Origin of the sequence: Pseudonocardia sp. NPDC049154, assembly GCF_040648315.1 — a bacterium.
In the GTDB taxonomy this organism is placed as follows: Bacteria; Actinomycetota; Actinomycetes; order Mycobacteriales; family Pseudonocardiaceae; genus Pseudonocardia.
Genome location: NZ_JBEZDN010000026.1, coordinates 39,556 through 64,602, shown reverse-complemented (window position 1 = coordinate 64,602; position 25,047 = coordinate 39,556). Strand labels below are relative to the sequence as shown.

Genomic DNA, 25,047 nt, shown 5'->3' with positions numbered 1-25,047 from the left:
GACCACACTGCGACCTGAAGCTCGGTTCAGGTCAAGACGTCGTCGTCCCAGGCCCGGTACGTGTCGCGCGCCTCGGTGATGGCCGCCCGGCGGCCGCCGACGAGATAGTCCGGGGACCCCAGGGCCGTGCCCGGCCAGGGCGGGATCCCGAGCGCGTCGAGGTAGACCCGGCCGCGCTGGGAGAACGCGCCGCTGGTCGTCCCGAAGTGGGCGGCAAGGTCCTTGACCGGCAGCGCCCCGGGCCCGACGAGGTCGTTGGCGCGCCCGACGAGCCAGATGACCGTCGCGGCGGAGATGTCGGCCCGGGCTCTCCGGCGGAAGACCGCCGGATCGGCGGCCGCGACCCCGCCGAGCAGGCGGCGGCAGGCCGTCCGCAGCTCGACGGCGGTGTCCCCGTCGAACAACGCCTCGCAGCCGGCGTCGATCAGTGCCCCGATCTCGCCGACCCGGGGGTGGACGTCCTCCGGCACCGCGTCGAGGGCGAGGGGCTCGTCGGGCAGGGGTGCCGTCGAGAGGTCGTCCAGGGCCCTGGGTCCGCCGACGAGCTCGGCGAGCCTGCGCAGCCCCCATTCCCGGGCCGACGCGTCCAGGTCGAGATCGTCGGTGCCGTCGCCGAGAACCCCGACCGCCTCGAGCAGCGCTTCCGGCCCCTGCCTGCGTTCGGTCCGGATCAGCTGCCGGTACTCGGGCTCGAAGGCGTCGACCGCCTCCACGGTGTCCTGCGTGTGCACGGACCTGATCCCGCGGTCGGCGTGGCAGAACCGGATGTAGGCGCGGAGCAGGTCGGGGAGCAGGTCGAGGAACGGCACGTCCGCGACGATCTTCCGCGGCACCCAGTCCAGCAGCAGGATCTCGACGTTCACCGGGCTCCAGCGCAGCGGGTCGCCGGTGCCGTAGCCGCTGCCGAACCACAGCAGCGACTCCAGCAGCTCCCGGTGATCGGCATCGTCGAAGCCCCTGCCCTGCGGCGAGCGGAGGAAACGCTCGGTCAGGTCGGCCAGCTCGGCGTCGGACCACTCGGGGAACTCGTAGCCCCGCCCGCCCGTCGGCAGCATTCCCGTGACCCACCGGACCAGGGCGCGGCAGGCGGGCCAGGTCTCCGTCTCGAAGGGCGGATAGGTGATCGCGGCGTGCTGGACCGCCTCGACGATCCGGGCGCGGGCGTCGGCGGGGTCGAGGTCGCGCACCACCGAGTCGGGGTCGTCCGCGATCTCCTCCAGCTGCGCGACGACCGCGGCGGCCGGCGCGGGCAGCACGAAGGCGTCCTTGACGAGGGTGCCGACGTTGTGGTCGACGTAGACCACCGTGGTGAACTCGGTGCCGTCGGGAAGGAGCACGCCGAGGACGTGGTTCTCGCCGTCGCCGAGCACGTGGGCGACCTCGCGGACCGATGTCACGCGGGTCCGGCCGAGGTCGGCCAGCCAGTCCGGCAGCGCGTCGGCGCGGCCCGTGATCTCCCGGACCGCCCGTCGCCGGAACAACTCGTCGTCGGAGAAGGCGGCGAGCACCGCGAGCAGGGCCGACGTCTCGGGCAGGTCCGTGCCGAGGAAGCTCTCGACGAGGTCGTCGAGCGCCGGGACCTCGGCCGACGGCTCGGGCCCGAAGGGGTGGCGAGGCGGGTCGAGAACCGCCAGGATGCCGCTGACCAGCTCGAGCAGGGACAACGGGTGCTCGTCGAGCGCCAGGGAGACCCGCTCGACGAGGTCGGGTTCCCGGTCCCGGCGCAGCCGCTGCTGCCGTCGCTGCGTCCGGGCCCGGCCAGCCTTCTTCCGAGGTCCGCGTCCACGGGGGCGCTTCGACATGCCCGCAGCGTAGAGGTCAGTCCACGCGGCGCAGGCCCGCGGCGCGCAGCCGCGCGAGGTCCGGGAAGCCGTCGACCGCCATGAGCAGGTCCGCCTCGGCGAGGAACGAGCGCAGGTGGTGCACCACGCCGTCCTCGCCGCCGACCGCCAGCGCGTAGACGTGCGGGCGCCCGGAGCCGACCGCGGTGGCGCCCATCGCGAGCGCCTTGACGACGTCCGAGCCGCTGCGGACGCCGGAGTCGAAGAGGACCGGGGTGTCCCCGGCCGCCTCGACGACCTCCGGCAATGTCTGCAGCGCCGGCAGCCCGCCGTTGGCCTGCCGGCCGCCGTGGTTCGAGCAGTAGATGCCGTCGACACCGTGGTCCTTGGCCTTGCGCACGTCCTCGGGGTGGCTGATGCCCTTGAGCACGATCGGCAGCGAGGTCGCCTCGCGCATCCACGCCAGGTCCTCCCAGCGCATCGAGAAGCCGAAGGTCCGGGCGAACAGCCCGACGACCTCTGCCGGGTCGGAGCTCGTCAGGTGCTTCCGGAAGTGCTCGTCGGAGGTGTAGTTGGCCAGGCAGTAGCCGCGCAGCTGCGGGAAGTTGGCGGTGTTGAGGTCGCGCGGGCGCCAGCCCGTGACCCACGTGTCCAGGGTGACGACGAGCGCCTTGAAGCCCGCCCGCTCGGCCCGTTGGATGAAGCTGACCGCCAGGTCCCGGTCGTTGGGCGGGTAGAGCTGGAAGAAGCCCGGGGTGTCGCCGAGCGCCGTCGCGACCTCCTCCATCGGGTCCTGGGAGAGCGTCGACGCGATCATCGGGACGCCGGTGCGCGCGGCGGCGCGGGCCGTCGCCAGGTCGCCGTGCAGGTCCTGCGCGCAGATGCCGAGCACGCCGATCGGGCAGAGGAAGAGCGGGTGCGGCAGCTCGATGCCGAAGAGCGTGGTGGAGAGGTCGCGGTCGTACGCACCCTCCATCATCCGCGGCACGAGGCCCCACTTCTCGAAGGCCTCGACGTTCGCCCGCTGCGTGCGCTCGTCGCCCGCCCCGCCCGCGACGTAGGAGAGCACCCACGGCGGCAGGGCCTCGGCGGCCCGGCGCTCCATCCCCGCGAAGTCGACCGGGAAGCGGGGCAGCAGGCCCTGGGTGCCGGCCAGGTAGATCTCCAGCTGGTAGTCGCCGTAGCGCGGTGACATCCGTGTCCCTCCTGATCGCGCGGGTCCCGCCGGGACACTAGCGCCGGAGCTGCCCAAACGATCGGTCGACAATGCCCGACCGAACGGTTGACCAGTGGAGGATCCGCAGCTAGCGTCGATGTCGGTCGGACCGCCGAGTCGCAGGAGACGCTGGTGCCGGAGAGTGGGATCGAGCGGTCCGTGCCGCCGCACCGCCGCGCGGTGGCGCCCAAGGCGCGCGGCCGCGACCTCGGCCCGTCGCGCTACGAGCAGATCGTCGACGCCGCGGCGGAGCTGTTCCGGCGCAAGGGGTACGCGGGCACGAGCATCAGCGAGATCGCCGAGGCCGCCGGCATGCTCAAGGGCAGCCTCTACCACTACATCCACACCAAGGAGGACCTCCTCCACGCGATCGTCGAGGAGGCGCACCTCAACACCGCCGCGCTCGGCGAGGAGCTGCTCGCCTCCGGCGCCCCGGCCGTCGACAAGCTGCGGCTGGCGATCGAGCGGCACCTACGCGGCACCGAGAAGAACCTGATCAAGATCAGGGTGTTCAACGCCGAGTTCTCCGGGCTGCCCGCCGAGCGGTTCGCCGAGATCATCGCGCGCCGGGACACCTACGAGCGCTCGATCCGCGAGATCGTGCGGCAGGGGCAGCGGGAGGGCGCCTTCGCCGCGCACCTCGACCCGCGGCTCACCGCCGCGTCGATCCTCGCGACCCTCAACTCCGTCCAGGCGTGGTTCCGCCCCGACGGCGACCTGTCCATGACCGAGATCATCGACGGCTTCACCGACCTCCTGCTGCGCAGCGTCGGCGTGGAGACCCACCCGGAAAGGACCCTGCATGAAGACCGGTGAGCAGTACCTGGCCTCCCTCGACGACGGCCGGAAGGTCTGGTTCGAGGGCGAGCTGGTCGAGCGCATCGCCGACCACCCGATCCTCGGGCAGAGCGTGAAGCTCATCGCCGAGGGCTACGACAAGGTCTACGACCCGACCGGCGACCACAGCCCGTTCTCGGACGTCCCGACGGACGCCCAGGGCCTGCGCGAGCACATCGACTTCGTGCACGACATGGGCATGCTCGCGCACGTCACCTACACCTCGATCATGACGCTGCTGACCGCCGCGGGCCGGATCATGGACTCCTGCCCGGAGGAGGTCGAGCGGATCAACGCCTTCGTCGCGCGCGCCCGTGCCGAGGACATCCGGATCACGCAGTGCATCACCGACGCGAAGGGGCACCGCAAGGTCCGCCCGGGTCAGCAGGAGGACCCCGACGCGTACGTGCACGTGGTCGAGCGCCGGGACGACGGCGTGGTCGTCCGCGGGGCCAAGCTGCACATCACCGCGGCCTCCCTCGGTCACGAGCTCATGGTCATCCCGACCAAGGGCATGAAGCCGGGGGAGGAGGACTACGCGATCGCCTGCATGATCCCGGTCAACGCGCCGGGCGTGAAGATCGTCGACGTCAGCTACGCCCCGCGCAACGCCGGTTCCGGCACCTTCCCGGTCTCGGGCCCGGTGTCCTACCCCGAGTCGTTCGTGATCCTCGACGACGTGTTCGTCCCCACCGAGCGCATCTTCCTCGACGGGCAGACTAAGTACGCCACCGTGTTCGCGCACTCGCTCGGCCTGTGGGAGCGGCTCGGCGGGCTGTCGTCGATGGCCGACGGCGCGGACCTGCTGGTCGGGCTCGCCCAGCTGATCGCGCAGGCGAACGGCACCGAGTCGGTGGCGCACGTCCGGGACAAGATCGACGACATGATCATCCAGGCCACGCTGATCCGTGCCTCGCTCGAGGCGGCGATCACCCACTGCCACGTGGGCGACAACGGCGCGGCGTTCCCGGACGAGCTGTACACCAACGCGGGCAAGTACTACGCGGCGTCGCACTACGACCGGCTCGTGCAGAGCCTGCACGACATCGCCGGCGGCTCGATCGTCACCGCGCCCTCGCTCGCGGACCTGCAGAACCCCGAGATCGGGCCCGCGGTGCGCAAGTACATGCAGGGCAACCCGGAGTTCGACGGCGAGACCCGGCTGCGGCTGTTCCACGTGATCCGCGACCTCACCGCGGACACCTACGGCGGCTGGCGGCTCGTCACCAACATCCAGGCCGGCGGCGGGCTGTACGCGCAGAAGATCGTGACGCGGAAGTGGTACCCGATGGAGGCCGCCGTCGCGAAGGCGAAGGAGCTGGTCGGGGTGCCGTTCGCACCCTGAGATCCCATCGGCCCTACCGCGGCGACGTGGAGGCGCCCTAACCTGCGCGGATGCTGCTGGACGGGCTCAACCACGTCGCCGTGATCACCGCCGACACGGACCGCCTCCACGCCTTCTACGGCGAGGTGTTCGGGGCGACCGTCGCGCACGAGACACGGCAGGACGGCTTCCGGTTCTCGATCGTCGACATCGGCCCGCACACCGAGCTCAACGTGTTCGAGGTGGCCGGCAACACCGAGGCCGAGCGGCAGACGCCGATGCTCGGCCGCGGCCGGCTCGACCACCTCGGGCTGCAGGCCGCGTCGATCGAGGCGTTCGAGGAGATCCGGCGCCGCCTGCTCGCCCGCGGGGCGTGCGACGAGTTCGTGACCGACTTCGGCCCCGTGCTCAGCCTGTTCTTCCGGGACCCGGACGGGCTGGAGGCCGAGGTCTGCGTCCCCAACCCGGACGCGGAGCCGGGCCGGCACAACCCGCCCGGCACCCCGGCCGCCCGCTACCTGCGCTGACGCGCCTGTGCGCGGTAAGTGGTGCTCCAGCACCACTTACCGCGCACGGGCGGCGCAGCCGCAGGTCAGAGCTGGTAGGTGGAGTTGATGATCGCGCCCTTGCGGGCGTAGTGGATCAGCGCGTCCTGGACGTCGAGCGGGTGCGTCGGGATCACGCCCTCGATCAGGTCCTCCTCGCGGGCACCGTGCAGCGACAGCCCGAACCGGCAGCAGTACGCCTTGCCGCCCTCCTGGATGAAGGTCTGGAGCGAGTTGTTGATGTTGTGCTCGCCCGGGAACGCGGAGTTGCCGGTGGTCGGGAACCCGCGGGTGGCCAGGCAGTTCAGCGAGCCCGGGCCGTAGAAGTAGATCGCGGACTCGAAGCCCTTCCGCAGCGCCCGGGTGGCCTGCAGGATCGCCACGAAGCTCACCGAGGACTCGTGGGCGATGCCGTGGACCAGCGTGAAGTAGCTCTCGCCGTTCTCGGCCTGGTAGTCGGGGAAGACCTTGGTGCCGCCGTAGATCGACGACCCCTCCGGCATCGACGGGTGCGGGATCTCCTCGAGGCTCTGCTTCTCGAGATCGGTCAGGTCGGCCATGTTTTTCCTCCGGTGTGGACAGGTCCTGTGGACGGGTGGACGGTCGGGGAGTGGTGCTCAGACCGGCTGGAGCGCCGGCCGGGTCAGGGCCCCGTAGACGTCGGGGCGGCGGTCGCGCAGGTTGTTCATGCCGGCGCGGTGGGCGTCGAGGTCGGCCTCGAGGTCGAAGTCCGCGACCACCATCGACTCGGTCTGCCCGGTCGCGGCCACGATCTCCCCGCCGGGGTCGACGATCTTGGCGTTGGCGGCGAAGCGCAGCGAGCCGAACGTGCCGAACTGGTTCGACGCCACCCACACGACCTGGTTCTCCAGCGCGCGGGCGCGGTCGAACAGGTCGAAGCGCCGGGTCCAGCGGTCCTGGGCGGGGTCGGGGTGCGGGTTCGTCGCGCTGACCGGCCAGGCCGACATCGAGACGATCACCCGGGCGCCGTCGATCGCCAGGGCCCGGGCCGCCTCGGGGAAGCCCTTGTCCCAGCAGATCTGCATGCCGATCCGGCCGATCGGGGTGTCGAAGGCCTCGAAGGCGTCGCCGGCGGTGTACGTGGCGTCCTCGCGCAGTGGCTGGTGGACCTTGCGGTAGGTGCCGAGCACACCGTCGCCGGTCACGCAGACCGCCGCGTTGTACCGGTGGCCGTCCGCCGCCTCGCAGTAGCCGGCGGTGACCACGAGGTCCCCGGCCAGCGCGGCGAGACGGGCGATCTCCGGTCCGTCGACCGCGAAGGCCGGCGGCGGGGACGCGGACCCGCCCAGGTCGGAGACGTAGCCGCCGAGCGCGGCCTCGGGCAGCGCGAGCAGTTGCCCACCCTGCTGCTTCGCCTCGTCGATCAGGCGGGCGATGCGGGCGAGGTCGGCCTCGAGGTCCCGGTCGAAGGGGGCCGCGACGGTCGCGACACGGGTCGTGGGCATGGCGGGGCTCCTCAGCTGGCCGACCGGGGGGCGACCCAGTCGGGATCATCGGTGGGGACGGACGGGAAGGTGCTGGTGGGGGTGCCGGCCAGCCAGTGCAGGCCGTCGGCGACGCGGCCGGCGCGGCGGGTCTCGAGGATCCGGCCGACGACGTGCGCGGCGTCCTCGGCGACGCCCGAGAAGCGGCCCGAGCCCCAGGTGTACTGCCAGGGCAGGCCGATGAAGTAGAGGCCCGGCTGACTGGTGACGCCGCGCTCGTGGGTGGGGTAGCCGCGGCCGTCGAAGATCGGCAGCTCGATCCAGCGGTCGTCGCGGCCGTAGCCGGTGGACCAGATGACGGTCGTGATGCCGGCGGCGCCGAGGTCGATCTCCTCCGGCTCGTCGGACCCCGGCACCCACACCGGGGCGCTGCGCTCCTCGGCCGGCGCGTCGATGCCGTTCGCGGCGATGTACGCGTCGATCGAGTCCTTGATGCCCTCGGCGACGGCGTCGGCACCGTCGAGGTTGGACCGCAGGTCGCCGCCGAAGCGGAGCCGCCCGTCGGTGACGCCGACCAGCCGGCCGTGCAGGTTCATGCCCTCCAGGGCGAACTTCCGCAGATCGATGTCGCGCCCGCCGTCGCGGCCGGTGACGTAGTGGTTCGTCTTGTGCCGCACCGCTTCCGCGTCGGGGAACTGGTCGATGCCCTTGGTGTAGGTGCCCATCTCGGACAGCCAGGCGACGCAGTCGCGGCCGCGGTAGAACCGGGCGACCCGCGGGGCGGTGCCGGTCGCGAGGTGGACGGTGCGGCCGGCGAGGTGCAGGTCCTCGGCGATCTGGCAGCCGGACTGGCCGGTGCCGACCACCAGGACCGCGCCCTCGGGCAGCTGCTCGGGGTTGCGGTACTGCGAGGAGTGCAGCTGGGTCACCGCGTCCGGGAGGCGCTCGGCCATACGCGGGGTGCGCGCGACCTGGTACGGCCCGGTGGCGACCACGACCTGGTCCGCCGTCACGGTGCCCTTGTCGGTGCCGATCCGGAAGCGGGCCGGGTCGCCGGCCCGCAGGGAGGTGGCGCGGACACCCTCCACCAGCGGCGGGTCGAACGAGGCGACGAACTTCTCCAGGTAGCGGGTGATCTCGTCACGGACCATGAAGCCGTCGGGGTCCGGGCCGTCGTACGGGAACTCGGGGAGCCGGCACTGCCAGTTCGGCGTCACCAGGCAGAACGAGTCCCAGCGCCGGTCCTGCCACTCGTGCCCGGCGGTCTCCGCCTCGAGCACGAGATGATCGACGTCGTGGTGGGCGAGCCACCGGCTCACCGACAGGCCGGCCTGCCCGCCGCCGACGACCACGACGGAACGGTGCGCGCCGTCGAGGTCGGACGTGGCGGGGGTGGGATCGGGGACGGCGCGCAGGTGGGTGGCCGGCTGCGACGGGGACATGAAGGATCAGCTCCTGAGGGGCTCCGACAGCGGTGGGGTCTGAGCCGGACCGTGACTGGCTCGGGGACCAGTTCACGGCGGAGCCGTTGCCGGGATGTGTCATCCGGAACGCATCTGTGTTTCCGGATCATGCTCATGTTGCGGCGAGGTGAGATCGGAGCAGCGCTCTCGCTCGGACGGGCCGGTGCACGGCCCGCTCCGAGGCCACGGCGAGAGCGCTTCGCGGGATCGCGGTGTTCGCGTTTCCGGGAACTCTCGCCGACCCTGTGCGGCCCCGCGACGAAATAGGCCGTGGAGTGAGCGAGCCGGGCCTGTCCGGACGCGGTGGAGTGCCGTAGGTCTCACTGCGACGTGCGCGATGTCCGAATCGTGGAGCTCGCAGCCACGACGCCGCCGGAGAATGCGCCACCGGGCCGAGGAAAGAGGTGTTGGGCCGAACAGCGCAACGGCGGCGGGAAGCGAAAGTCGCACGCTGCGGAAACCGGCCTCCTGCGGTCGCGTGAAGATCCGCTCGAGGGGTCGGTGCGCGTCGGACATCCCATCGTCTCCGGCCCTGGACCGCCGCGGCCCGCGGGCCGCGGTGCCGCCCTTCGCGCGCTCCGGCGGCCCGTGCCGCTTCGGCCCCCCGTCGAGCGTCCCGGTGGGGCCGGAGGTGATCCGCTTCGCGCCCTCCCCGGCCCCGGCGGCGGTCCGACCGGTCGGACCGGCTACCGGCGGCTCGCCTCGCCCCGCGGCCCGACTCCCCCTATGGTGCGGAACGGACGGGAGCGTGGCGAGGGTCATGCTCCGTGACGGGCCGTGGCAGAGCGCGACGCCCAGTAGGGCTCCCGGCGCCGAGGCGTCCGTGGGGTCCGACCGGGAAATCGGCGATGCACCTGCGGAAACCGCGGTGACCATTCGGCGCCCCGGGCGGTGCCCACAATTCGCCGGCATTAAACGATGTTGTGATGACGATCACGGAACCTCGCGATCGAATGTTGTCGACAACCGCCGACAGGTGCAGGTTCGCAATACCCCTGTTACGTTCGTTGGCCATGACCGCAGCCACCACCGACACCTCGGAACCGTCCGGCGACGAACCGGAACTGACGGTGGGGCCCCCGACGGTCGACGACGGCGTCGACCTGTGGCGGATGGCGGCGGAGTCCGGCGTCCTCGACGTGAACTCCCGGTACGCGTACCTCCTCTGGTGCCGCGACTTCGCCGCGACCTCGGTGATCGCGAAGCTCGACGGCCTGCCGGTCGGCTTCGTCACGGGGTACCGCCGCCCGGACGCCCCCGAAACATTGCTCGTCTGGCAGGTCGCCGTCGGCGCCGCCGCCCGCGGTCGCGGAGTGGCGGGCCGAATGCTGGACACGCTTTTCGCGCAGGTTCCCGGCGTCCGCTTCATGGAGACGACGGTGACGCCCGACAACGACGCGTCGAACGCCATGTTCGCCGCATTCGCGCGCCGCAACGACGCGGAGGTGTCGAGAACGGAATTGTTCCCCGGATCCCTTCTCGGCGACGGACACGAATCAGAGATCCTCTATCGAATCGGCCCGATCCCGACCGAAGGATGATGAGAAGAGAATGACCATCTTCGAGGACGTCGAGTCCGAGGTCCGCTCGTACTGCCGCAACTGGCCCGTCGTGTTCGACACGGCGAAGGGCGCTCGCCTGTGGGACGTCGACGGCAACTCGTACCTCGACTTCTTCGCGGGTGCGGGCGCGCTGAACTACGGCCACAACCCCGAGCCCCTGAAGAAGAAGCTGCTGGAGTACCTGTCCCGGGACGGGATCACCCACGGCCTGGACATGTACACCACGGCCAAGGGCGAGTTCCTGAAGACCTTCCGGGAGAAGATCCTCGCCCCGCGCAACCTGGACTACAAGGTCCAGTTCCCCGGTCCGACCGGCGCCAACGCCGTCGAGTCCGCGCTGAAGCTCGCCCGCAAGATCACGGGCAAGGAGGCGATGGTGAACTTCACCAACGCCTTCCACGGCATGACGCTCGGTGCGCTCTCGGTGACCGGCAACTCGATGAAGCGCGGCGGGGCCGGCATCCCGCTGGTGCACTCCACCCCGATGCCGTTCGACAACTACTTCGACGGCAAGGTGCCGGACTTCCTGTGGTTCGAGAAGGTCCTCACCGACACCGGCTCGAGCCTCAACGAGCCCGCGGCCGTGATCGTGGAGACCGTGCAGGGCGAGGGCGGTATCAACCCGGCGCGGATCGAGTGGCTGCAGGGCCTCGCGGACCTGTGCAAGCGCCACGACATCCTGCTGATCGTCGACGACGTGCAGATGGGAGTCGGGCGCACCGGCCCGTTCTTCTCGTTCGAGGCGGCCGGCATCGAGCCGGACATCGTCACGATCTCCAAGTCGATCTCGGGTTACGGGCTGCCGATGGCGCTCGTCCTGATCAAGCCCGAGCACGACGTCTGGGGCCCGGGTGAGCACAACGGCACCTTCCGCGGCCACAACCCCGCGTTCGTCACCGGTACCGAGGCCATCCACCAGTACTGGAGCGACGACACGCTCGAGCGGGACGTGATCCGCAAGGGCGAGAAGGTCGAGGAGGCCTTCAACCGGATCGTCGCCGACACCAAGACGACCGAGCTCACCGCGAAGGGCCGGGGCCTGGCCCGCGGCCTGCAGTTCGCGCAGGAGGAGCAGGCCGCCAAGGTGTGTGCCGCGGCGTTCGAACGGGGACTCCTGATGGAGACCTCGGGCCCCGAGAGCGAGGTCATGAAGATCCTCGCCCCCCTGACCATCACCGACGACGAGCTCGACGAGGGTCTCGCCGTCGTCGCCGAGTCCGTCAAGGCCGTCACCTCCGGAGGCTGAGCACTACATGATCGTCCGCAAGATCGAGGACGTCACCGGCACGAAGAACCACGTCGACACGCCCGGCTGGTACTCGCGCCGCATCGTCACCGCGCACGACCGGGTCGGTTTCTCCGTCGGCGAGACGGTGCTGCGGGCCGGCTCGACGAACGACTTCTGGTACGCCAACCACGTCGAGGCCGTCTACATCGTCTCCGGCGAGGGCGAGCTGTACGACAAGGACAACGACGAGACGTACCAGCTCGGCCCGGGCACGATGTACCTCCTGGACGGCAACGAGAAGCACCAGGTGCGGGTCAGGTCCGACATCACCTGCGTGTGCGTGTTCAACCCGCCGATCGTCGGCACCGAGGTGCACGACGAGAACGGGGTGTACCCGCTGCTCGAGCTGCCGCCGGAGCCGGCCGGCCAGGCCTGACGCCGTCGCGGCGCACCGCCGGGTCCGATCGGGCCCGGCGGTCGCGCCGTGTACCACCACCGCACCACCGAACGACCGCCGCACCCAACCGCAGAGGAAGGGCGGATCCACTCCCGCAGGGACCGACGAGGAAAGGAAGGGACGCATGTCTGCCCCGAGCAGCAGCCAGACCCGGACCACCCAGGACCGCTACTACACGCGCGTGTCGAGCGAGCCCGCGCTGATCGAGCGCGTCGAGCCGACCGTCTGGGGGAGCGAGTCCAGCGCCGGCATGTACGGCGCCCAGGAGCTGCACGGCCACGCCGAGAAGGGCTTCAGCCAGGTCCCGCAGCTGCTCACCCCCGACGAGGTCGCCGGGTACGCCGCGGAGCTCGACCGGCTGGCCGCCGACCCGCTGGTGCGGGCGGACGACCGCTGCATCGTCGAGAAGAAGTCCGACGAGGTGCGCTCGATCTTCGAGGTGCACAGGATCAGTGACGCCATCGCGCGGCTGGTCGCCGACGAGCGCGTGGTCGGCCGGGCCCGGCAGATCCTCGGCGGCGACGTCTACGTCCACCAGAGCCGGATCAACTACAAGCCCGGCTTCGGCGGCGGCGGCTTCTACTGGCACTCGGACTTCGAGACCTGGCACGCCGAGGACGGCATGCCCACCCCGCGCGCGGTGAGCTGCTCGATCTCGCTGACCGAGAACTACGAGTACAACGGCTGCCTGATGATCATGCCCGGGTCGCACAGGACCTTCGTGAGCTGCGTCGGGGAGACCCCTGAGGACAACTACCGGTCGTCGCTCAAGGAGCAGGAGATCGGCACGCCGGACCCGGACAGCCTCACGGCGCTGGCCAACCGGCACGGGATCGCCATGCTCACCGGCAAGGCCGGGTCGGCGACCTTCTTCGACTCGAACTGCATGCACGGGTCCGGGGACAACATCACCCCGTACCCGCGCTCGAACATCTTCGTCGTGTTCAACAGCGTGGACAACGCCTGCGTCGAGCCGTACTACGCGCCGAAGCGGCGCCCGGAGTACATCGGCGCGCGGGACTTCACGCCGGTGCGCTGACACCCCGCGCACCCATCGCGACGGACGGGGCGGCTCCACCCGGGAGCCGCCCCGTCGGCGTCGACAGGGTCAGACGGCGGGGAAGGAGCGGTTCAGCCGCTCCAGCGGGGCGAGCTCGGGGCGCTTGGGCAGGTAGCCGTCTCCGGTGTGCCCGCCGCGCAGCCGCCTGCGCACGTACGGCATCACGTGGTCGCGCACCCAGGCGAGGTCCTCGGCCTGGCGCGTGCGCCAGTTGGCCTGCTCGGCCACGGGCCACGGGGTGCGCCAGTCCGACGGCACCGGCTCGCCCAGGACCTCCAGGGCCCGCAGCGAGACGCGCTCGTGCGCCTCGGGGGTCAGGTGCAGCCGGTCGCTGGCCCACGCCCGGGGGTCGGCCAGCACGTTCATGCCCCAGAGGTCGACCACGCGGCAGCCGTGCCGGTCGGCGCTGGCGCGCAGGTTCTCGTTGAAGGTGGCCACGCGGCCGCGCAGCCGGCGCAGCAGCACGTGCATGCGGCGCAGGTCGAAGCCGGTGAAGATCAGCACGTCCGCCCCGGTGGCCACCAGCCGGGCGAGGGCGGCGTCGAAGCGCACCGCGAGGTCGTCGGGGTCGCACTGCAGGCCGATGATGTCGTTGCCGCCGGCGCAGAACGAGACGAGGTCGGGGCGCATCGCCTCGGCGACCGGCACCTGGTCGGCGACGATCTGGTCCAGCAGCTTGCCGCGCACGGCCAGGTTGGCGTAGGTGAAGCCGGGGCGCCCCGCGGCGAGCCGCTCGGCCAGTCGGTCGGCCCATCCGCGCGGCGACCCGTCGTCCCGGAGATCGTCCAGGCCCTCCGTGAAGCTGTCGCCGACGGCGACGAAGCTGTTCCACCGGTTCACGGCCCCCAGCTCCCTTCGCATCCGTTCTTCTGGTGTCCATCAGGGGGACACCTCATGCTCGAACAGGATCACCCATCCGTCACACAATCCGCCAGCACGGGGTGATCTCGATACCGGGATAGGGCACCCTTGCCTCTCGTGAGCACACCCGAGGGACCCGCGGGCCGTCCGGACGGCGGCCCCGGGAGCGACACCGAGCACGAGGGCGGGCGCGACGCGCGCCGGGAGGGCGCGGAGTCGCTGCGCGCGATCCTCGGCGGGCGCGGCGGGGCGATCGACGCCTCCGTGCCGGTCGTCGCGTTCGTGCTGGTCTGGCTGCTGGCGGGGGCGCTCGGCTGGTGGTCGCCGGTCGGCATTGCGGCGGGGGCGGCGATCCTGGCCGGGATCGCCGTCGCGGTCGTCCGGCTGGTCCGGGGCACCCGGCCGCGGGCGGTGCTGTTCGGCCTGCTCGGCGTGGCCGTCGCGGCCATCGTGGCGCTCTACACCGGCCGGGCCGAGGACTTCTTCCTGGTCCAGATCCTCGGCAACGTGGCGAGCGCGCTGGCCTGGGCGATCTCGATCGTGGTGCGGTGGCCGCTGCTGGGCCTGATCGTGGGCACCGCGCTCGGGCAGAGGACCCGGTGGCGGCGGGACCCGTACCTGCTGCGCGGCTACCAGCGGGCGAGCTGCGTGTGGGTGGCGCAGTACGTCGTGCGGGTGGCGGTGTTCCTGCCGCTCTACCAGGCGGAGTGGGTGTTCGCGCTCGGCGCGGCCCGGGTCGCGTTCAGCCCGGCGCTGGTGGCGTTGAGCGTGGTGCTGTCGTGGCCGGCGCTGCGGTCGGCGCTCCCGCCGGACCATCCGGGGATCCGGCACCCCCGGGTTCCGGGGGCCGATCCAGGAGGCCCTACGGTGGACGGTCCGCCCACGGACGGGTGACAACTCTCACTCATCGTGATCGTCAGGTGCGTTCACAAGATCGCCCACGTTCATATGGGGTGAGGAACCCCGGCAGCCCTCGCGTGATGTGAAACGGAGTCATGGCCCAGCAGCACCCCCGCCCGCAGTCATCCCGGTACCCGCAGGCCGGGCCCGGCCCGAACGGCCGACCCGTCCCGCCGCAGCCCGGCCCGCCCGACCTCCCGCGCACCGGGGCCGCCCAGCGGCCCGGCGCCGGACGTCCCGACGACCGCCGCCCCGGCCACCCCGGGCCGCAGCGCCGGTCGGGATCGGGGGGCGCCACGAGCTCCCGGGGCAGGGGCGCCAGCGGCGGCAGCGGCGGCTCGGCCGGTTCGGGCGCCACCCGTCGCGTGGGGCCGCCGTCCTCCGGGCTGCCCACCCAGGTCGCGACCACCACGGGACCGCAGCCGCGCACACCCTCCGGCGGGATGCCGACCCGCGCCACCTCGGCGGTCACGTCCGGGGGCGTCCCCACCGCGGCCGTCTCGGCCACGGTCGAGGAGAAGAAGCCGGACCTGACGGTCAACAAGATCATCGCCGGTGCGGGTGCCGCCGCCACCACGGCGGTGTTCGGCTCCTTCTTCGGTGCCACCGGCACGGTGGCCGGCGCGGCCCTCGGCTCGGTCGTGACGACCCTGGGCACGACGCTCTACCAGCGCTCGCTGGACCGCACCAAGGAGACGGTGCTGGCTCGGGTCAAGATCCCCGGCCAGAAGGACGCCGTGGTGATCGCTGAGCCGGTCGACCCGCTGGCCACCATCCCGCTGCAGCGCCGCGCGGACGAGGGCGCGGGCCCCACGATGCTCCAGCCGGCGCTCGGCGACGCGGCGGCGGAGGGCGCCCCGGAGCAGACCCGCCCCTGGTACACCCGCAAGCGCCTGCTGCTGGCGGCGGCCTCGACGGTCGTCGCGTTCGTGGTGGGCCTGATGGTGATCACCGGCGTCGAGTGGATCAAGGGCTCGCCGATCTCCGGCGGGACCTCCGGCACCTCGGTCAGCCGGGTCGTCTCCGGGACCCCGGTCACGTCGGACGAGAACACCGACCAGGGCGGCAGCACCGACACCACGGAGAGCTCCACTCCGACGACCACGCCGGAGCCGTCGGACGAGCAGGGCCGTTCCACCGAGCGGACCGGCAGCGACGAGCCGTCGCGCAACCCCACCGCGACCACGACCCCGCGGACCGGGTCGCCGACCCGCACCACGTCGCCGAACTCGGGGGACAGCGGTTCGGGCTCCCAGCAGGGCGGCGTCGACGGGCTGCTCGACGGCGGCGGCAACAGCGGCAGCGGCGGCGAGAACAGCGCGAACTAGATCGGTCCGGGCGGCGGTCCGGGTCAGGGCAGGCGCGCGCGGAGGGCCCGGGCCGCGGCCTCAGGGTCCTCCGCCTCCGTGATCGCCCGGACGACCACGATCCGGGTGGCGCCGGCGGCGAGGACCTCGTCGAGGTTCCCGCCGTCGATACCACCGATCGCGAACCACGGCCGGGCCGGTGCGCGGTCGGCGACCGTGCGGACCAGATCCAGGCCGGGCGCGGGCCGGCCGGGCTTGGTCGGGGTCGGCCAGCAGGGGCCCACGCAGAAGTAGTCGACGCCGGGCTCGTCGGCGGCCCGCAGGGTCTCCTCCGCGCTGTGCGAGGAGCGCCCGACGACGATCTCCTCGCCGGCCACCCGCCGGGCCCACCCGACTGGCAGGTCGTCCTGCCCGAGGTGCAGCACGTCGGCGCCCGCGGCCAGGGCCACGTCCGCCCGGTCGTTCACGGCGAGGAGCCGGTCGTGCTTCGCGCAGGCCCCGGCCAGGACCTCGAGGGCCTCGAGCTCCTGCTTCGCCTCCAGCGGCTCGCCGCCCTTCTCGCGGAGCTGGATGACGTCGACGCCCCCCGCGAGGGCGGCGTCGGCGAACTCGGCCAGGTCCCCACGGTCCCGTCGGGCGCCCGTGCACAGGTAGAGGCGGGCGTGGGCGAGCCGGGTCAGCAGCGTCTCACGGTCGAGTCGGGGCACGGTCCGGGAGCGTAGGCTGGGCGACCGGAAACGAGAGCTGTGGGTGCAGGGCACGGGAGTCCGCGCGCGAGCGGGCTGAGAGGGGACTGGCCGGTCCCGACCGTCGAACCTGATCCGGGTCATGCCGGCGCAGGGAGGAAGCAAGGTGGAGGACCTCGTCGTCGTCGGTGGCGGCGTCATCGGGCTGAGCTGCGCGTGGCGCGCGGCGCAGGCGGGACGGCGCGTCACGCTGCGGGACCCCGCTCCGGCGAGCGGGTCGTCGTGGGTCGCGGGCGGGATGCTGGCCCCGGTCACCGAGGCGTGGCCGGGCGAGGAGGGCCTGCTCGGGCTGGGCCTGGAGTCGCTGGAGATGTGGCCGGCGTTCGCCGAGGAGCTCTCCGCGGCCGCCGGGCAGCCGGCGGGGCTGCACCCGGAGGGCACCGTCGTCGCCGCGACCGGCTCCGGCGACCGCGCCGAGCTCGACGCCCTCGCAGGGCACCTGGGCCGGCTGGGCCGGCCCGTCGAGCGGCTGAGCGGGCGGGAGCTGCGCCGCCTGGAGCCCGGGCTGGGCCCGGACGTCCGCGGCGGGCTGTCCGTCCCGGGCGACCTGTCCGTGGACAACCGCGCGCTGCTCGCGGCCCTGCGGGCGGCAGCGGAGAAGGCCGGCGTGGTGGTGGAGGAGCGGGCGTGGGAGCCCGGTGACACCACCGCCGACACCGCCGCCGGGACCGTGCTGATCTGCGCCGGCGCCCACTCCGCGGCGCTGCACCCGGGGCTCGCCGGGCTGGTCCGGCCCGTCAAGGGCGAGATCCTGCGGCTCACGCACCGGCACGGGGCCTTCCCGGTGCCCACGAGGACGGTCCGCGCGCTGGTCGACGGCCGCCCGGTCTACCTCGTCCCGCGGCCCGGCGGCCTGGTCGTGGGGGCCACCCAGAGCGAGCACGGCTTCGACACCGAGCCGACCGTCGGGGGCGTCCGCGACCTGCTCCGCGACGCCGAGCGCATCCTGCCGGGCATCGCCGAGTACACGCTGGCCGAGGCGGCCGCGGGGCTGCGCCCGGGCAGCCCGGACAACGTGCCGATCGTCGGCCGGCTGGACGGGCGGACGCTCGTCGCCACCGGGCACAGCCGCAACGGGATCCTGCTGGCCCCGCTCACCGCCCGGCTCGTCGTGGGGCTGCTGGAGGGCGGGCCGGTGCCGGCGGAGGTCGACCCCGCGCGCTTCGGGAGGACGGGAACGTGAAGGTGGAGATCAACGGGGCCGCGCACGACCTCGCCGACGAGGCGACGGTCGCCGACGCGCTGGCCGCGATCGACGCGCCGGGGAAGGGCATCGCGGTGGCCGTCGACGGGCAGGTCGTGCGGCGGGCGGACTGGGCGTCGACCCGGCTGGCGGCGGGTGCCGCGGTCGAGGTGCTGACGGCGGTGCAGGGAGGGTGACAGTGCACGGGAACCTGGCGGACGAGACGCTGGTGGTGGGTGGCCGCAAGATCGGCTCGCGGCTGATCACGGGTACCGGCGGGGCCGCGAACCTGGAGGTCCTGGAGCGGGCGCTGGTCGCCTCGGGCACCACGCTGACCACGGTCGCGATGCGCCGCATCGACGCACGGACCGGCACCGGGGTGCTCGACCTGCTGCGGCGGCTGGGTATCGAGGTCCTGCCGAACACCGCGGGCTGCCGCACCGCCGCCGAGGCCGTGCTCACCGCCCGGCTCGCGCGGGAGGCGCTGGAGACGGACCTGGTCAAGCTCGAGGTCGTGGCCGACGAGCGGACCCTGCTGCCGGACCCGATCGAGCTGCTCGACGCCGCCGAGCAGCTGGTCGACGACGGCTTCACCGTGCTCCCGTACACCAACGACGACCCGGTGCTGGCCCGCAAGCTCGAGCAGGTCGGCTGCGCGGCCGTCATGCCGCTGGGCTCGCCGATCGGGACCGGGCTGGGCATCCGCAACCCGCACAACATCGAGATGATCGTGGCCGAGGCCGGGGTGCCGGTCGTGCTCGACGCGGGGATCGGCACCGCCTCCGAGGCCGCGCAGGCCATGGAGCTGGGGTGCGACGCCGTCCTGCTGGCCACGGCGGTGACCCGGGCGGCCGATCCGGAGCGGATGGCGCACGCGATGCGGCTGGCCGTGGAGGCCGGGTACGCCGCGCGGCACGCCGGCCGGATCCCGCGGCGGTACTGGGCGCAGGCGTCGTCGCCGGAGATCGACTGAGTGAGCGTGCGGAACGAACAGGGGCACGGGAGGAGCGTGCGGAACGAACTGTGGCACGGGCCCCGCATCGACTGATCCCGGCCGCGCTCGTGGCAGGGTGAGGCGGTGCCGCTGTTCTCCTTCGAGGGCCTCGCCCCGACCGTCCACCCGACCGCCTTCGTCGCCCCGACCGCCACGCTCGTGGGCGACGTGCGGGTCGAGGAGGGCGCCTCGATCTGGTACAACGCCGTGCTCCGGGCCGACTTCGGCCCGATCGTGGTGCGGGCCGGGGCCAACGTGCAGGACGGCTGCGTGCTGCACGGTGGCGACGACCCCGTGACCGAGATCGGCGCGGGCGCCACGATCGGGCACCTGTGCGTGGTGCACGGCAGCGTGATCGGCGCGGAGTGCGTCGTCGGCAACGGCGCCACGATCCAGGACGGCGCGCGGATCGGCGCGCGGTCGCTGATCGGGGCCGGGTCGACGGTGCCGCCGAACAAGGTGATCCCCGAGGGAACCCTGGTCCTGGGGCCGGCCGCGGCCACCAAGGGCGGCCTGACGCCGGAGGCCGAGCGGTGGGTGCGCACGAACCCGGACATCTACCGGGAGCTCGCGCAGCGGCACGCCAAGACGGTGACCCCGGTCGTACCCTGACGCGGTGTCCGCGCGGGGGCAGGGGCGCCGCGGGCCGCCGGTGGCGGCCCTGCTGACGGCTGTGCTGGTGGGCCTCGCGGGGTGCGGGGGCGGCGGAGCTCCCACGCCGCCGGCACCCACGACGACCGTCCCGGCCCCCGCGACGACCCGGCTCCCGGCCGCGGCCGGCGGCCTCGTCGTCTGGTTCGTCGGCTCGACCCCGGCCGGGGACCGGCTCTACCGCGAGCGCCGGGCGACCACCGAGGGCGGGCCGGACGGGGTGGCCCCGGACCCGGCGGGCGATGCCGTCCGGGAGCTGCTCGCGGGGCGTCCGCAGGACCCCGACCACCGCTCGGACTGGCCGGCGGGGGTGACCCTGCGCGGCCCGGTCACGCTCGCCGACGGGGTCCTCACGGTCGACCTGGCACCGCCCGGGCCGCTGCCGGGTCCGGCCGGTCTCGCCCTGCAGCAGCTGGTGCAGACGGTGCAGGACACCACCGGCAGCACCGCACCTGTGCGCGTGCTGGTCGACGGCCGCCCGGCGACCACACTGCTCGGGGAGGACGTCTCGCAGCCGCTGACGGCCGACGACCCCTTCCGCGTCCGGGCCCTCGTCCAGCTCGACGACCCGGTGGAGGGCGCCGTCGTCGGCTCGCCGGTCGTGGTGTCCGGCGAGGCGGCCGTGTTCGAGGCCACGGTGCTGTGGGAGGTCCGGGACCCGGCGGGCCGGATCGTGCGCTCCGGGTTCGCGACGACGAGCGAGGGCCAGACCTTCGCGCCCTACCGTTTCACCGTGCCGCTCGACCCCGGCACCTATGACCTCGCGGTCTCCGAGGACGACCCGAGCGGCGGGGAGGGCCGGGGGCCGATGACCGACTCGGCGCGGATCACCGTCCGCTGACCCGGGGCGCCCGGAGGCCGAGGGACCGCAGCTCGGCCTCGGCCAGCGCCGCGACGGCCGCCGGGTCGCCGGAGCGCCAGGCCTGGGCGGGGTCGGGCGCGATGCGCAGCAGGGAGCGCAGGGGGCGGTGCGTGAGCGCCCGCAGGGCCAGGACGTCCGGGCCGGCCTCGCGCGCCTCGGCGGCCGCCGAGGCCCGGCGGGCGTAGCGGACCCGCAGCGGCAGCCACAGCGCCAGCACGGGCAGCAGCCCCAGCACCGCGACCAGCACGCCCGCCCCGGTCGCCACGGCGGCGACGGTGTCGATCTGCTGCTGGCCCGCCGCCACGAGCGAGGACCCGGCGTCGGCCCCGGGCGCGAACGCCCCGGCCAGCCGGTCGCCGACGAACGGGACCTCCCCGGCGCCGCGGGCCGCGCCGTCGAACGCGCCGCGGATCGACTCGCCGGCCTGGACCAGCGTCCGGCCGGGGCCCTGCAGGCGCAGCAGCAGGTCGTGCGCGGCCACCCCCAGCCAGATCCAGAGGACCGCCCACGCCACCGCCACGACGTCGGCCAGAACCTGACCGGCGGCCCGCTCCGGCCGCTCCGCATACACCCGCATGGGGAGCGTCCTACCGGGCGCGGCCGGGTCGCGCGACCCGACCGGATCACGGCGGGGCGGCACCGGACGCCGGGCCGCCCGCCGCTCGGCCACCGCCGGGAGCCGGATCAGGCGTACGGTGGCGGTGTTCAGTTGGGCGGGCATCGTCACCCCCTGTGGACGGCTCGTGCCGTGCAGGGTTGCCGCTCGGCATTCGCGCCGCACACCGTTCGCGGCCGTGCGGCCTGCCGGAGGAGAACCGATGAGCCGCACCGCGCACGGATTCGGTAAGGACGACCAGGGCCGTTGGTCCGCGGCCCAGGCCGCCTACGAGGTCAGCTGCGAGGCCCAGAGCAGGCGGGCCCGGCGGGTGGTCGCCGGCATGGCGGTCGACGCCGCGGACTGCGCGGAGCTGCTGGACATGCTCGGCCTCGCCGGGAGGCCGACGACCCCGGCCTGAGCCGCGGGTGGCCGGCGCCGTTACTCCGCGCCGGCCCTCAGAGCAGGCCGAGCTTGGTGGCCGCGTACACGGCCTCGGCGCGGCGGGAGACCATCAGCTTGCGCATGAGGTTGCCGACGTGGAACTTCACCGTGGTCTCCGAAATGAACAGCTCGGCCCCGATGGCGCGGTTGGAGAGCCCGCGGGCGAGCAGCCGCAGCACGTCGAGCTCGCGCTCGGTGAGCCGCTCCCGGTCCGGGACGCCGCCGGAGAGCGAGCGCACCATCGCGGAGGCGCTGCGGGCGTCGAAGGCGCTCTCCCCGCGCGAGACCGCGCGGATGGCGCGGACCAGCTCGGTGGTGTCGACGTCCTTCACGACGTACCCGCGGGCGCCCGCCTGCACGGATTCGACGACCAGCCGGTCCTCGGCGAACGTGGTGAGCACCAGCACGCCGATGCCCGGGTGGGCGGCGCAGAGCTTGCGGCAGACGTCGAGCCCGTCCGTCTGCGGGCCGGACGTGAGCTTGAGGTCGAGCAGCACGACGTGCGGGCGGGTCGCGGCCACGGCGGCGATCGCGTCGGCCGGAGTGCCGGCCTCGCCGACCACCCGCAGGTCCTCCTCGCGCTCCAGCACGGCGCGCAGCCCCTGGCGCATGATCGAGTGGTCGTCGACCAGCACGATCCGCACGGGCATCGGGCGCGCCCGGTGCATCGGGCGCGGGGGCTGGCCCCCGGGCGGTGCGGTGCGAACGGCGCTCATGACGCCACCCCTCTCTCGTCGCTCCGGGCCTCGCCCTGCGCAGTGCCACAGCCCTGGGCACTGCCGCGGCCCTGGGCACTGCCGCGATCCTGGGCACTGCCGCGGTCCTGTGCACTGCCGCGGCTCGTCCGCCGCCCGCCGTCGGCCCCGCCGGCCGGCACGTCGACCTGGACCTGCAGCCCGCCCATGCGGGCCCGGCGGAACGTCACCGTCCCGCCCATCTCCACGGCCCTGGTCTGCATGTTGACCAGGCCGCGGTGCTCGCCGGACGGGGACAGCGCCGAGGCCCGCAGGCTGCGCCGGACCTCCTCGGGCCGGCCCTTGCCGTCGTCGGACACGGTCAGCCGGACCGCACCCGGCCGGTAGGCCAGGCGGATCGACGCGCGGGAGGCGTCGGCGTGCATGGCCGTGTTGAACAGCGCCTCGCCGGCGATGCGGAACAGCGACTGCTCCTGCTCGGCGGGCAGCCGCACCGGCTCGCCGCCGATCCGGACGTCGATGCGCAGCTCGTCCGGCATGTGGACCGTGGTGAGCTGCCGCAGCATCGCCGGCAGGTCCTGGTCGGCGCTCTCGTGGTGGTTGAGCGCGTAGATCGCCGAGCGCAGCTGCTCGACGGCCCGCTTGGTGAGGTCCTTCGCGGTGTCGAGGTGCTCGAGCAGCCGCGGCTCGACCAGCTCGCCGCGGACCAGCTCGATGTGCATGCCGGCGGACAGGGCGTACTGGGTGACGCTGTCGTGCAGCTCCCGGGCGATCCGGTGCCGCTCGTTGTCCAGCACCTCGCGTTGCCGGGCGGCGCCCAGCTGCTCCTGGGTGCGCTGCAGCTCGGCGTTGCGGGCGCGGAGGTCCTCGGCCTGGCGGGCGGTGCGGGCGTAGAGCTTCTCCGAGCGCTCCAGCAGCGCACAGTTCTGCAGCGCCGACGCCGTCTGCCCGGCCAGGATCCGCATGACCGAGTGGTCGGTGTCGTCGACCTCGCGGTCCCGCGGGGTCCACGCCACGAACCCGCCGACGGTCCGCCCGTCGAGCCGGACCGGGACGTGCAGGTGCGTGCGGGCGGTGTCCCGGTCGTGGGCGGGGCCCTCGTGGCCGGTGTCGTCGCCGCACCGGACCTTCTCGACGTGCGCCCGGACGGTCGCGGGCACGAGGTCCAGGTTCGTCCACTCCACGCCGTCGGGCCCCAGGACGAGGTGCCGCGGGCTGGCGTCCTTGAGTCGGCCGTCGACCAGCGCGAAGGCGACCCAGTCCGCGGAGAGGTGGTCCGCCGCGGCGTCGACCACGGCCCGGACGAGCGCCTCGGAGCCCTCCATCGTGCGGACCAGCGCGGCGGAGATGCGCTCCAGCGCGAGGATCACCCGGCGCAGCCGCACCGCCGACACCCGGTACTCCGGGTAGAACGACGGCTTGCCGGACCGCAGACCGGTCAGCGCGTCGAGGTCGGGGCCGGGCCACGGGCGGCCCGCGGGCGCCGGCGTGTCGGCCCGCCGCGGCGGCCAGGGGCCGGAGGAGGGCACGCTCGTCACCGCGGTTTCCTCACAGGGCGGCCCGGAACAGCGCCTCGACCTCGTCGACGGAGGCGGGGCGGGGGTTGGTGGTCAGGCAGGCGTCGCCGAGGGTCAGCACCGCGAGCCGCGGGATGTCCGCCTCGGTCACGCCGAGCGCGCCGAGCCCGCTCGGCACGCCGACCTCGTCGCCCAGCTTGCGGATCTCCGCGGCGACCATGTCGACGGCCTCGTCCCCCGGCACCCCGTACCCGGCCAGGCCCATCGCCTGTGCGATGGGCACGAACCGCTCGGGGGTGACGGCGCCGTTGAACCGGACGACGTGCGGCAGCAGCACGCCGTTGATCACCCCGTGGGGCAGGTCGAGCATGCCGCCGACCTGGTGGCTCATGGCGTGCGTGGCGCCGAGGATCGCGTTGGTGAAGGCCAGCCCGGCCTCCAGGGCGGCCTGGGCCATCGCCTGCCGGGCCCGGTGGTCCTCGGGCCGGACCATCGTGTGCGCCAGGTTGGCGTTGACCAGCGACACGGCCTGCAGGGCGTGGTGGTCGGTGAGCGGGCCGTGGGCCAGCGAGACGAACGCCTCGATGCCGTGGGTCAGCGCGTCGAGCCCGGTGGCCGCGTTGAGCCACTCCGGCATGGTGACGAGCAGCCGCGGGTCGATCACCGAGACGTCCGGGACCAGCGCCCGGCCCATGATCGTGATCTTGGTGTGCCGCTCGGTGTCGGTGACGATGCAGAACTGCGAGACGTCCGCGCCGGTCCCCGACGTCGACGGCATCATGATCAGCGGCGGGATCGGGTTGGCGATCCGGTCGATGCCCTCGTAGTCGAGGATCCGCCCGCCGTTCGACGCCAGCAGGGCCACGCCCTTGGCCGCGTCGATCACCGAGCCGCCGCCGAGGCCCATCACGACGTCGCAGCCGGAGGCCACGTAGTCGTGGTAGCCCTGCTCGATCTCGTGGTCCTTGGGGTTCGGCGTGACGTCCGTCCACAGCCGCGGCGCGAGCCCGGTCCCGCGCAGGTGTGCGAGCAGCTCGCTCGGCCAGCCCGCCTCGAACACGCCCGGGTCGGTCACCACGAACGGCCGCCGCGCGCCGAGCCGGACGGCGGCGTACGCGGCCTCGCGCAGCGAGTCCGGGCCGAACACGATCTCGGGGGCGTGGAACTTCGACAGCCGCGGGTTCGTGGGGCCGGCCGCCGGGGCGCCGCAGCCGCCGCCCCGGTGGACGGTGAGGTCCGGCTCCCGCTCGGCGGCGTCGTCCCGGAGCACGTCGTCCACCAGCACCGTCTCGCCCGCCCGACGGCACGCGTCGACGGTCCCGGTCGCGGGGATCCTGCCCTCGAGAGCCACGCTGCCCTCCCACACCTCGTCCG

Annotated in this window: 26 protein-coding genes and 1 riboswitch; of the genes, 15 read left to right on the top strand and 11 right to left on the bottom strand. The window is 73.4% G+C overall.

Annotated elements, in window-relative coordinates; genetic code table 11:
- Positions 1–26 precede the first annotated feature (26 nt).
- Both AB0B41_RS15715 and AB0B41_RS15710 read right to left on the bottom strand, forming a co-directional pair.
- Positions 27–1,802 carry a DUF6398 domain-containing protein gene (locus AB0B41_RS15715; protein WP_358203452.1) on the bottom strand — a complete coding sequence of 592 codons (1,776 nt, stop codon included), beginning with the start codon at positions 1,800–1,802 and terminating at the stop codon, positions 27–29.
- A gap of 16 nt (positions 1,803–1,818) precedes the next feature.
- A complete protein-coding gene (locus tag AB0B41_RS15710; protein WP_358203450.1) occupies positions 1,819–2,976 on the bottom strand; it encodes an alpha-hydroxy-acid oxidizing protein in 1,158 nt (385 codons plus the stop codon).
- A 153-nt stretch (positions 2,977–3,129) separates the two neighbouring features.
- Here AB0B41_RS15710 and AB0B41_RS15705 point away from each other — a divergent pair, with 153 nt between their 5' ends.
- From AB0B41_RS15705 to AB0B41_RS15695, 3 genes are read left to right on the top strand one after another with little or no spacing between them, the layout of a single operon-like run.
- The gene (locus AB0B41_RS15705) at positions 3,130–3,813 is read left to right on the top strand and encodes a TetR/AcrR family transcriptional regulator (RefSeq protein WP_051737370.1); all 684 of its coding nucleotides are present in this window, start codon (positions 3,130–3,132) and stop codon (positions 3,811–3,813) included.
- Positions 3,800–5,179, top strand: a complete 1,380-nt coding sequence (locus AB0B41_RS15700; RefSeq protein ID WP_358203447.1) for a 4-hydroxyphenylacetate 3-hydroxylase N-terminal domain-containing protein — start codon at positions 3,800–3,802, stop codon at positions 5,177–5,179. The genes AB0B41_RS15705 and AB0B41_RS15700 overlap by 14 nt, the downstream gene beginning before the upstream one ends.
- Positions 5,180–5,229: 50 nt before the next feature.
- A complete protein-coding gene (locus tag AB0B41_RS15695) occupies positions 5,230–5,685 on the top strand; it encodes a VOC family protein (protein WP_358203445.1) in 456 nt (151 codons plus the stop codon).
- Between the two features lie 65 nt (positions 5,686–5,750).
- Here AB0B41_RS15695 and AB0B41_RS15690 read toward each other — a convergent pair whose 3' ends face one another.
- Genes AB0B41_RS15690 through AB0B41_RS15680 form a run of 3 tightly spaced genes read right to left on the bottom strand, consistent with a single transcriptional unit; the run spans position 5,751 to position 8,590 of the window.
- Positions 5,751–6,263 (bottom strand): MSMEG_0572/Sll0783 family nitrogen starvation response protein, encoded by a 513-nt coding sequence (locus AB0B41_RS15690; RefSeq protein WP_358203443.1) that lies wholly within the window; start codon positions 6,261–6,263, stop codon positions 5,751–5,753.
- A gap of 57 nt (positions 6,264–6,320) precedes the next feature.
- On the bottom strand, positions 6,321–7,169 hold the full coding sequence (locus AB0B41_RS15685) for a carbon-nitrogen hydrolase family protein (RefSeq protein WP_358203442.1): 849 nt from the start codon (positions 7,167–7,169) through the stop codon (positions 6,321–6,323).
- Between the two features lie 11 nt (positions 7,170–7,180).
- A complete protein-coding gene (locus AB0B41_RS15680; RefSeq protein ID WP_358203439.1) occupies positions 7,181–8,590 on the bottom strand; it encodes an MSMEG_0569 family flavin-dependent oxidoreductase in 1,410 nt (469 codons plus the stop codon).
- A 947-nt stretch (positions 8,591–9,537) separates the two neighbouring features.
- On the opposite strand from AB0B41_RS15680, the gene ectA reads away from it, so the two are divergent.
- The 4 genes from ectA (at position 9,538) to thpD (ending at position 12,897) form a co-directional block, all read left to right on the top strand.
- A complete protein-coding gene (gene ectA / locus AB0B41_RS15675; RefSeq protein WP_358203437.1) occupies positions 9,538–10,152 on the top strand; it encodes a diaminobutyrate acetyltransferase in 615 nt (204 codons plus the stop codon).
- 10 nt (positions 10,153–10,162) lie between these two features.
- Entirely contained in the window at positions 10,163–11,419 is a 1,257-nt protein-coding gene (ectB, locus tag AB0B41_RS15670) for a diaminobutyrate--2-oxoglutarate transaminase (RefSeq protein ID WP_358203436.1), read from the top strand.
- Positions 11,420–11,426: 7 nt separating this feature from the next.
- Complete coding sequence (locus tag AB0B41_RS15665) at positions 11,427–11,837, top strand: ectoine synthase (protein WP_358203434.1); 411 nt, start codon at positions 11,427–11,429, stop codon at positions 11,835–11,837.
- A 145-nt stretch (positions 11,838–11,982) separates the two neighbouring features.
- A complete protein-coding gene (gene thpD / locus AB0B41_RS15660; protein ID WP_358203431.1) occupies positions 11,983–12,897 on the top strand; it encodes an ectoine hydroxylase in 915 nt (304 codons plus the stop codon).
- 69 nt (positions 12,898–12,966) lie between these two features.
- Here thpD and AB0B41_RS15655 read toward each other — a convergent pair whose 3' ends face one another.
- Complete coding sequence (locus tag AB0B41_RS15655; RefSeq protein WP_358203429.1) at positions 12,967–13,758, bottom strand: SGNH/GDSL hydrolase family protein; 792 nt, start codon at positions 13,756–13,758, stop codon at positions 12,967–12,969.
- Positions 13,759–13,896: 138 nt separating this feature from the next.
- Between AB0B41_RS15655 and AB0B41_RS15650 the strand changes: the two genes are divergently transcribed.
- A complete protein-coding gene (locus tag AB0B41_RS15650) occupies positions 13,897–14,673 on the top strand; it encodes a DUF3159 domain-containing protein (RefSeq protein WP_358203427.1) in 777 nt (258 codons plus the stop codon).
- 449 nt (positions 14,674–15,122) lie between these two features.
- Complete coding sequence (locus tag AB0B41_RS15645; protein WP_358203424.1) at positions 15,123–16,007, top strand: hypothetical protein; 885 nt, start codon at positions 15,123–15,125, stop codon at positions 16,005–16,007.
- A 23-nt stretch (positions 16,008–16,030) separates the two neighbouring features.
- Here the strand turns inward: AB0B41_RS15645 and thiE are convergent, their stop codons facing one another.
- On the bottom strand, positions 16,031–16,693 hold the full coding sequence (gene thiE, locus AB0B41_RS15640; protein WP_358203422.1) for a thiamine phosphate synthase: 663 nt from the start codon (positions 16,691–16,693) through the stop codon (positions 16,031–16,033).
- A gap of 51 nt (positions 16,694–16,744) precedes the next feature.
- A riboswitch (TPP riboswitch) is annotated at positions 16,745–16,830 on the top strand.
- 8 nt (positions 16,831–16,838) lie between these two features.
- Between thiE and thiO the strand changes: the two genes are divergently transcribed.
- The 5 genes from thiO (at position 16,839) to AB0B41_RS15615 (ending at position 20,401) form a co-directional block, all read left to right on the top strand.
- Positions 16,839–17,915 (top strand): glycine oxidase ThiO, encoded by a 1,077-nt coding sequence (gene thiO, locus AB0B41_RS15635; RefSeq protein ID WP_358203419.1) that lies wholly within the window; start codon positions 16,839–16,841, stop codon positions 17,913–17,915.
- Positions 17,912–18,112 (top strand): sulfur carrier protein ThiS, encoded by a 201-nt coding sequence (thiS, locus tag AB0B41_RS15630; protein WP_358203417.1) that lies wholly within the window; start codon positions 17,912–17,914, stop codon positions 18,110–18,112. The genes thiO and thiS overlap by 4 nt, the downstream gene beginning before the upstream one ends.
- 2 nt (positions 18,113–18,114) lie before the next feature.
- Positions 18,115–18,888 carry a thiazole synthase gene (locus AB0B41_RS15625; protein ID WP_358203415.1) on the top strand — a complete coding sequence of 258 codons (774 nt, stop codon included), beginning with the start codon at positions 18,115–18,117 and terminating at the stop codon, positions 18,886–18,888.
- A 105-nt stretch (positions 18,889–18,993) separates the two neighbouring features.
- Positions 18,994–19,521, top strand: coding sequence for a gamma carbonic anhydrase family protein (locus tag AB0B41_RS15620; RefSeq protein ID WP_037048673.1), 528 nt, complete (start codon positions 18,994–18,996; stop codon positions 19,519–19,521).
- Positions 19,522–19,525: 4 nt separating this feature from the next.
- The gene (locus AB0B41_RS15615; protein WP_358203412.1) at positions 19,526–20,401 is read left to right on the top strand and encodes a Gmad2 immunoglobulin-like domain-containing protein; all 876 of its coding nucleotides are present in this window, start codon (positions 19,526–19,528) and stop codon (positions 20,399–20,401) included.
- On the opposite strand, the gene AB0B41_RS15610 is transcribed toward AB0B41_RS15615, so the two are convergent.
- A complete protein-coding gene (locus AB0B41_RS15610; RefSeq protein WP_358203409.1) occupies positions 20,388–20,999 on the bottom strand; it encodes a hypothetical protein in 612 nt (203 codons plus the stop codon). The genes AB0B41_RS15615 and AB0B41_RS15610 overlap by 14 nt on opposite strands.
- 241 nt (positions 21,000–21,240) lie before the next feature.
- Here AB0B41_RS15610 and AB0B41_RS15605 point away from each other — a divergent pair, with 241 nt between their 5' ends.
- Positions 21,241–21,438, top strand: coding sequence for a hypothetical protein (locus AB0B41_RS15605; RefSeq protein WP_358203407.1), 198 nt, complete (start codon positions 21,241–21,243; stop codon positions 21,436–21,438).
- Positions 21,439–21,475: 37 nt separating this feature from the next.
- Here AB0B41_RS15605 and AB0B41_RS15600 read toward each other — a convergent pair whose 3' ends face one another.
- From AB0B41_RS15600 to AB0B41_RS15590, 3 genes are read right to left on the bottom strand one after another with little or no spacing between them, the layout of a single operon-like run.
- On the bottom strand, positions 21,476–22,129 hold the full coding sequence (locus AB0B41_RS15600; RefSeq protein WP_037048681.1) for a response regulator transcription factor: 654 nt from the start codon (positions 22,127–22,129) through the stop codon (positions 21,476–21,478).
- Between the two features lie 44 nt (positions 22,130–22,173).
- Complete coding sequence (locus AB0B41_RS15595) at positions 22,174–23,694, bottom strand: GAF domain-containing sensor histidine kinase (protein WP_358203405.1); 1,521 nt, start codon at positions 23,692–23,694, stop codon at positions 22,174–22,176.
- A 10-nt stretch (positions 23,695–23,704) separates the two neighbouring features.
- Positions 23,705–25,024 (bottom strand): iron-containing alcohol dehydrogenase, encoded by a 1,320-nt coding sequence (locus AB0B41_RS15590; RefSeq protein ID WP_358203403.1) that lies wholly within the window; start codon positions 25,022–25,024, stop codon positions 23,705–23,707.
- Positions 25,025–25,047 lie beyond the last annotated feature (23 nt).